The organism is Microbulbifer discodermiae (genome assembly GCF_040742695.1).
In the GTDB taxonomy this organism is placed as follows: Bacteria; Pseudomonadota; Gammaproteobacteria; order Pseudomonadales; family Cellvibrionaceae; genus Microbulbifer.
On record NZ_JBFLAB010000050.1, the window covers coordinates 22,680 to 30,031 of the forward strand.

General features: G+C 52.9%; 6 protein-coding genes. 3 read left to right on the forward strand and 3 right to left on the reverse strand.

The genetic code is table 11. The features are described 5' to 3' along the window. Positions 1 to 607 precede the first annotated feature (607 nt). Positions 608 to 1,543 carry a LysR family transcriptional regulator gene (locus AB1S50_RS15360; protein ID WP_367151815.1) on the forward strand — a complete coding sequence of 312 codons (936 nt, stop codon included), beginning with the start codon at positions 608 to 610 and terminating at the stop codon, positions 1,541 to 1,543. Positions 1,544 to 1,772: 229 nt separating this feature from the next. Here the strand turns inward: AB1S50_RS15360 and AB1S50_RS15365 are convergent, their stop codons facing one another. Continuing rightward, on the reverse strand, positions 1,773 to 2,024 hold the full coding sequence (locus AB1S50_RS15365) for a metalloregulator ArsR/SmtB family transcription factor (RefSeq protein ID WP_367151816.1): 252 nt from the start codon (positions 2,022 to 2,024) through the stop codon (positions 1,773 to 1,775). A 166-nt stretch (positions 2,025 to 2,190) separates the two neighbouring features. Here AB1S50_RS15365 and AB1S50_RS15370 point away from each other — a divergent pair, with 166 nt between their 5' ends. Continuing rightward, positions 2,191 to 3,069 (forward strand): MBL fold metallo-hydrolase, encoded by an 879-nt coding sequence (locus tag AB1S50_RS15370; protein ID WP_367151817.1) that lies wholly within the window; start codon positions 2,191 to 2,193, stop codon positions 3,067 to 3,069. Positions 3,070 to 3,297: 228 nt separating this feature from the next. Next, positions 3,298 to 5,037, forward strand: a complete 1,740-nt coding sequence (locus tag AB1S50_RS15375; RefSeq protein ID WP_367151818.1) for a SulP family inorganic anion transporter — start codon at positions 3,298 to 3,300, stop codon at positions 5,035 to 5,037. Between the two features lie 513 nt (positions 5,038 to 5,550). Here the strand turns inward: AB1S50_RS15375 and AB1S50_RS15380 are convergent. After that, positions 5,551 to 6,267 (reverse strand): DUF2306 domain-containing protein, encoded by a 717-nt coding sequence (locus tag AB1S50_RS15380; protein WP_367151819.1) that lies wholly within the window; start codon positions 6,265 to 6,267, stop codon positions 5,551 to 5,553. Positions 6,268 to 6,689: 422 nt separating this feature from the next. Then, positions 6,690 to 7,007, reverse strand: coding sequence for an IS200/IS605 family transposase (gene tnpA, locus AB1S50_RS15385; RefSeq protein ID WP_455363757.1), 318 nt, complete (start codon positions 7,005 to 7,007; stop codon positions 6,690 to 6,692). Positions 7,008 to 7,352 lie beyond the last annotated feature (345 nt).

The following is a 7,352-nucleotide window of genomic DNA, read 5'->3' on the forward strand; positions in this document are numbered from 1 at the left end:
ACGAAATTTGGTATCAAATGGATGCGGTGAGATTAGCTGTGAGAAACTCTTGTCGATTTGGATAGCTTCTCCGGTATTATCAATTGCCCGTGCGGGTTGTTGAGTTAAAGCAATCCCCCTATAACCGGTTCATCGGACTTCAGGAATCAGGTTCAGATCGCCAAAGCACTGCGGGACAAGCCGGTAGATGACAAAGGCCCTACCGGTTTGGAAGCGAGTCCTTTTCGGTCGCCATATTTCTATGGCTACGGCTTGAGTTGGCGGCTTATAGGTCCTGAAATGGCTGGCTTGTACCAGTGTGGATATTGGGAAAAGCTGCAGGATGGTGAATGGGCGTCTAATCATGTATCTCTTGAAATTGATGAGAGATTTTGATTTTTCCTTAATCTCTGATTACAGGGCATGAATTTTTATTGGATAATAGTGAATGCCAGGATTTTGTATTTATTCAACGGTTTGCGTACAAACTGTGCAATATGTGCGGCCCTGTCGCAATTCAAATCCTGCCGCCTTATGAGTATTAATATATCCACAATAATTTGTTATTGGTGAGTTCATAAAAACTCTGTAGAATCCCGGTCATATACATAACAAGAATAACAGTCATATGGACCAGTCTTCTTTCAGTATCAACCCCAAGGGTTTGGAGTGTTTCCGCTCTATCATGGCGACGGGCAGTGCCACTGCCGCCGCCCGGCACCTGGGCCTGACTCAACCCGGCGTTAGTCGCCTGTTGGGTGTGTTGGAATCCTATCTGGGCTTTGAACTCTTCTATCGGGAAAAAGGCCGGTTGATTCCAACTGAAGAGGCGTTGACGCTGCACCCTGAGGTGGAGTTGGCGCTGGACAGCCTCGAGCGGGTCACCAGGCTGGCGCAGGGTCTGAAGGATTCAGATATGGGAGCCCTGCGAATCGTCGCTCCGCCCAGTGTCGCTGAGGGTATGTTGTCGGATTTGGTCAGTCGCTTTCTGGTGGCCTATCCCAGTGTACAGATCAGCCTGGATTCCCATAGCGTGGATACTGCCACCAAGATGGTGGCTCTGCGCGCGGTGGACTGCGGTTTTCTCAAGCTGCCCGTCGATTACCCAGGCCTCAGTGCCCACTCCCTGTTCGTCGCTAATACGGTTTGTGCCCTCGGCGGTGACCACCCGCTGGCGCAAAAGGATAAGATAAGTGCCCAGGACCTGCAGGAGGAACCGCTGATTCTGATGGGTAAGGGGCGGCATTCCCGGGTGCAGATAGAAAAGGCCTTTCACAGCGCGGGTGTAAAAATGCGTGTGCAGGTGGAGACGCATACCATCGCTGGTGCCTGCGCCTTCGCCCGGCGTGAGACCGGTATCGCTCTGGTCAATGGGGTGCTGGCCCGGCAATATGCCGGCGGTTCCCTGGTGTTTCGCTCCTTCGTGCCCGAGATAGCACAAGAATACGCTTTTGTGACCTCGGCCCATGCACCCATGACGCGAATCACTCGAACCTTTTTCGGTTTTTGCAAAGAGTATTTTACCGGTGAAAGTGGGGGCGGACTGGGCCTTCATGTTGTTTAAAGAGCGGTACAGCGGCGTTGTGGAGCGGTGTGCCTGGGCTTAAAGCTGGCTGCAGTGGCTGGCGGTGTGTCCGGCCTGGCCCCTTAGATATCCCCCCGGCCCCGGTGGCGCTGGGGTGAGGGATTCCCTAATTGTCGCACGGCAGTTGTGGTATTTTCCCAGCCGCTGCACAACTACTTATGCGTGCGGAGCAGACCGGGGGTGAAAGCGCTGCAGCGGGCGCTGGTGATTACGGCGCGCAATAGAGTTGATAAAGAGTCTGCAGCAGTGCCAGCACCCGCCGATCGCGGATTCGGTAGTAGATGTGTTTTCCCTCACGGCGGGTGGCCACCAGTCCTTCCCGGCGCAATATGCCCAGTTGTTGTGACAGGCTAGGCTGGTGGATATCCAGTTGCTCCTCCAGCTCGCTTACGCATAGTTCTTCGTGACTGAGCTGACACAGCAGTAACAACCTGTCCCGGTGGGCCAGAGAGCGTAGCATGGTTGCCGCCTCGGCCGCTGAGGCGCGTATTTTTCCACTCGGATGCTGGAGGTCTTGGGCATATCCGGGCTCTTTGCCACCTGAACTCCAAAAACAAATTCTATTTGTAAACATAATACAGAATAATATATTGTTGCCAAGCTTACGGAAGTTAAGAGACAGGTATATGTCGATAAGAAAAACCGGGCCCCTGGTTGAGCCCTTTTTGGATGAAGCTTCAGAGACCTGGAGTTACGTGGTGTACGACCGCCCCGGAGGCTCCGCCGCAATAATAGACCCGGTGCTGGATTTCGATGTCCCCTCCGGCCGCACGGGAACCGCCAATGCCCAGCGACTGGTGGATTATGTGCGTGCGCAGCAACTTAGCCTGGATTGGATTCTGGAGACCCACGCCCACGCGGACCACCTGTCCGCAGCACCATTCATTCGTGAACAACTGGGCGGCAGGGTGGGCGTCGGTGAACATATCCGCGATGTGCAGAAAATCTTCTGCGATGTTTTCAATCTGGAAAGGGAGTTTCTGGTGGATGGCAGTCAGTTTGATCACCTGTTTGCCGATGGGGATAGTTTTACACTGGGCGATCTGCAGGGGCGGGTCATCTACTCACCGGGCCATACCCCGGCGGACATGGCGTGGCTGATCGGCGACGCCCTGTTTGTCGGCGATACCCTGTTTATGCCCGACGTCGGCAGCGCCCGCTGCGATTTTCCCGGCGGCGACGCGACCCAGCTCTACCGTTCGGTGCGACATCTACTGGAGCTGCCGGAAGACACCCGCATGTTTATGTGCCACGACTATCCTCCGCAGGGTCGCGATAGGCACTGCTGTGAAACCACCGTGGGTGAGCAGAAGCGCAGTAACATCCATATGCGGGCGGGTATCAGCGAGGCGGAGTTTGTGGCCATGCGCCAACAGCGCGATGCCACATTGGAGGTGCCGCGGCTGATTCTGCCTTCCATCCAGGTGAATATCCGGGCCGGCCAAATGCCGCCGGCGGAGGACAACGGCACTGTGTACCTGAAGATTCCCGTGGACAAATTGTAAGGAATGTCCCTCGGCCCCTGGACCGGTGGAAATATGGCCTATGGATAAATTCGCCCCAATCCCCGCTGCGGGTAAGCGGATAGGTATAGTCCGTAGCGGTGGCAGTCTCTCATGCCGCTTCTGCAAGGCCGCGAGGCATCGTCAGAGCACGGAACGAAAGTACCCGGTTATACGGGGGGCAACTTGCAATTCCGGCAGTGGCTCGGATGCTTCGGACTCTTGATTGTTATGGGAAGATTCAAGAACTATCTGCCGATTTTCGGCTGGCTTAAAGACTACAATAGTGCCTCCTTGCGCAGCGATTTACTGGCGGCAATGATTGTCACCAGCATGCTGATCCCCCAGTCCCTGGCTTATGCCTTGCTGGCCGGCTTGCCTGCGGAAGTGGGGTTATATGCGAGTATCGCGCCCCTGGTCGCCTACGCTGTTTTCGGCAGCAGTCGTACCCTTTCGGTAGGACCGGTTGCCATAGCCTCGCTGATGAGTGCAGCGGCATTGGGGGAAGTGGCCCTGCAGGGCAGTGAAAGTTATCTGGCAGCGGCCGCCATGTTGGCACTGTTTTCCGGGTTGTTTCTGCTGTTACTGGGGTGGTTGCGCCTGGGTTTCCTGGCCAGCTTTTTGTCCCACCCGGTTATCTCGGGATTTATCACCGCTTCGGGAATACTCATCGCATTCAGCCAGCTCAAACACCTTCTGGGTATCGAGGCAGGCGGTCACAGCCTGCCGCAGCTGGTACAGTCGATGCTGACCGATCTATCGCAATGGAGCCCCTATGCGCTCGGGCTGGGACTCGGAGTCGGCGCATTTCTGGTCTGGATGCGAAGCGGCGCGGTGAGCTTGCTGACGCGCCTGTCCGTTCCGCGCCACCAGGCGGCACTGCTGGCAAAAGCGGCGCCCCTGGTGGGCATCGTGGTCACTATACTGCTGACCCTGTGGTGGGACCTCGAGCAAAGCCAGGTGGCACTGGTAGGGACTATTCCTGCGGGTCTGCCATTGTTGTCGGTGCCGGACCTTAGTTGGCCGCTTGCACAGCAGCTGCTGCTGCCGGCATTGATGATATCCATTATCGGCTATGTGGAGTCGGTGTCGGTGGGCAAAACCCTGGCGGCGAAACGCCGACAAAAAATCGGATCTAACCAGGAGCTTATCGGCCTCGGCGCCGCCAATCTGGCCGCGGGGTTTTCCGGGGCCTTCCCCGTTTCCGGTGGTTTCGCCCGTTCAGTGGTTAACTTCGATGCCGGTGCAGTTACCCAAATGGCCAGTATTATTACCGCAGCTGGCATTGCCCTCGCTTCGGTTTTTCTCACACCCTACCTATACTACCTGCCCAAAGCGACACTGGCGGCGATCATTATGGTGGCCGTGCTGTCGCTGGTGGATTTTTCCATTTTAAAAAAAACCTGGCGGTTTTCCAGAAGCGATTTCTTTGCGGTACTCGTCACCATTCTGGTCACCCTGATATTTGGAGTGGAGGCGGGCGTTTCCTGCGGCGTGATCGCTTCCATTGTGCTGTTCTTGTTGCGCACTTCAAAGCCGCATATAGCGGAAGTAGGCCTGGTTGAAGGGACAGAGCATTTTCGCAACATAAAAAGGCATAAAGTGATCACTGATCCACAACTCCTCAGCATTCGTGTGGACCAGAGCCTGATGTTTTCCAATGCCGGATTTCTCGAGGATCGCATTTACGCAGATCTGGCCGGCAACAGGCAGGTACGCCATGTGATCCTGATGTGCAGTGCAATTAACGAAATAGACTGGAGTGCCCTGGAAGTGCTGGAAGCTATCAATAGTCGTCTGGTAGAGCAGGGTATTGAGCTGCACCTGTCCGAAGTCAAGGGCCCGGTCATGGATTCTCTGGTGCGTACAGGATTTCTAGGGCACTTGTCGGGAAAGGTATTTTTAAGTCAGTACCAGGCATTTGAGCAATTGCGCTATAGAAGCGACCAGCAGTTAGTGTCGGAGGTATAACCAGTCGCCTCTCAGTCTGATACACGGTTGTATTTCAAGGTGCAGCACAAGCACATACAGCCGGGTGTGGCACATAGGAGCAGCTCCGGTAGCGTCTCTTCTTCGACAGCAGGCTTTGTCCTGTGGCTAATGCCGGTCAGCCCTTAACGGCTGGGTGTGGCCCATTGCCGCGAATACCGGTCACACTGTAGATTGATAGTACTCCTGCACAATTGGCCGGGGTGTTGCTGATTCAGCTGTCCCGAAGGCAGAGATTTTACGCAATTAGATGTGGAGCCTTTAAAACCCCGACGGGTCTATTTAACAAATTGCCACCCTTCAATTGACCCTGGATACCTGGAAGTCCTCACATCGGGTGGCGCGGTTTATTTTTTGAGCAAAATAGAGCATGAAACCTGAAGTCTGTACATTGTTTTAAACAAAAGGACAGACTTCCTGGGCGCTGCTCAAACTGCAAAGGCTTTATGCAACCCCCCGAGCCGCTCCGTTAATGCATAAGAAGGAATTGTACCTTCAATAAGATTGCTCGGGCAAAGTCGAAGCATTTGGTTGAGAAACGCTATTTTGCCAAGTAATGACATTCGCGATAGCTAAATTAATCGCCATAGCAATGAGTCGGTCATAATTATTATGGAAAGCCCGTAAGGATTCATAGATTCCCTCCCAGGAGCTAAACACAAGGTGTAATAAGGCACCGGTAAACAATGGTGTGATTGCTGCTAAAGAAAGTGCTACGGCACCTATCATCCATTTTTTATGCTGTGCAATACGCCCTTTTTTAATATGCACAATGGCGACACAAAAAGCGGTACAAATAGCGGTACTCATAATAAGCAAGGAAACAAAACGCCCACCCAGCTCATGTGGTGAAAGCATCAAGTGCATCCACACCCCTGACAAAGCCATAATACAGCCCGAGGTAACAGCCAGTCGCCCGCCTACTTTGTGCCATACCGACCGACGCACTCTGATGCGGGGTGAAAACTGCCAAGGCATAGTCAAAAAGAATAACACGCCAGCCGTTGCATGCGTTAGTATCGCCGCAGGTGTAGCAAAGTACTGTGCATTGATGACATCCGACACCCCCGCCACAGCGCCGCTGCCAAACAGGACCAAAGCCAGGATAACAATTGCAGGGATACCAGGTATGGCAGTTATCAATAATAGCCCGGCCACCACGGGCCAGTTGAATGTAATAACCTGTTTAGTATGCTGAGTTTGTGCGGTCATTGGTTACTTTCTTTTCCGTTTGATTAAGCTTGAGCACAGTATGTCGCAAGCCTGAAAAGACATCGTCCAACCTTATTGGCAAGGACCATTTTCACCTAGCAGGCTGTTGAAATTCGAAGAATTTCGACGCCTGGTGCCGGAATATGGATGTTCCGGCAAAATCAACGACGCCTAAGTCGTTGATTTTGGGAGAAAAGTGAAAATCACATTTTTCGCTTTTCGTGTTTTGAAGCAGGCAGGATGCCTTTTTCAACAACTTGCTAGATAGGCACTCAAGAAGCACAATAAATCAGCAACTTTCCGCGAAGCGGACGGTATATTGCAAGCCACCAGAGGGAGATATGTTGCAGCCCCATCAACCCCATCTGCTCTTGGCGGCGTTTCTCGCTTTCTTGATTCTTGATGTACTCTCGAATTAGCTGCTAATCTGGGCCAACTGTGCCAACGCAGTAGCCTCTGCCCCAGAAATGCCTGCCGGTGAAATTTCCCTTGACCTGCAAGTGCTCACGCAATATTAGAATCGCCGACTTGCCTTTAAGGAGCCCTACCGTATGAACCACACCGAACTTGGGAGGAATCCTCAACAATATGTGGATGCGCTCCTTCATTGCATAATCCTCGGCTAGGCCAATTACTGCTTGGCAGCAAAGATCACGGAATATGGCTCCGACCTGTCTTCTTAAAGTCCCAAATACCATTTTTTTCGATACTTCGGGACAAATACTATGTGATACCTGCAATAATGCTTAACGTGGACTTGGATCTGCCTGTCTCTCATATGGCCAGCTAAAAGAACCTGCCGTTTAATGGGTGGCTATATCCTCTACCCTGTACGACTGAACGGCACAGCCGTGTCAAGCCTCACCGACAGAGGTGGTAGTTCCCTACGTATTAATCCAAGGTATGGACTTGTAAAATAAGCTTACTTTAAATATAAAAACAATGGGGTAGCCTGATTTCTCCGGACAGTCCCGATTGTTACCATAGGCAATTGGGAGTATGTAATGACTATGAGAAAGACTTATTCAATAGAGTTTCGTTCAGAGGCCGTAAAGCTGGTCCTTGAGCAGGGCTTGACGCAGGCG

Coding starts and splice junctions, on each gene's coding strand:
- AB1S50_RS15375 (WP_367151818.1), top strand. CDS start 3,298: ATGGGAAGATTCAAGAACTATCTGCCGATTTTCGGCTGGCTTAAAGAC.
- AB1S50_RS15370 (WP_367151817.1), top strand. CDS start 2,191: ATGTCGATAAGAAAAACCGGGCCCCTGGTTGAGCCCTTTTTGGATGAA.
- AB1S50_RS15380 (WP_367151819.1), bottom strand. CDS start 6,267: ATGACCGCACAAACTCAGCATACTAAACAGGTTATTACATTCAACTGG.
- AB1S50_RS15360 (WP_367151815.1), top strand. CDS start 608: ATGGACCAGTCTTCTTTCAGTATCAACCCCAAGGGTTTGGAGTGTTTC.
- AB1S50_RS15365 (WP_367151816.1), bottom strand. CDS start 2,024: ATGCTACGCTCTCTGGCCCACCGGGACAGGTTGTTACTGCTGTGTCAG.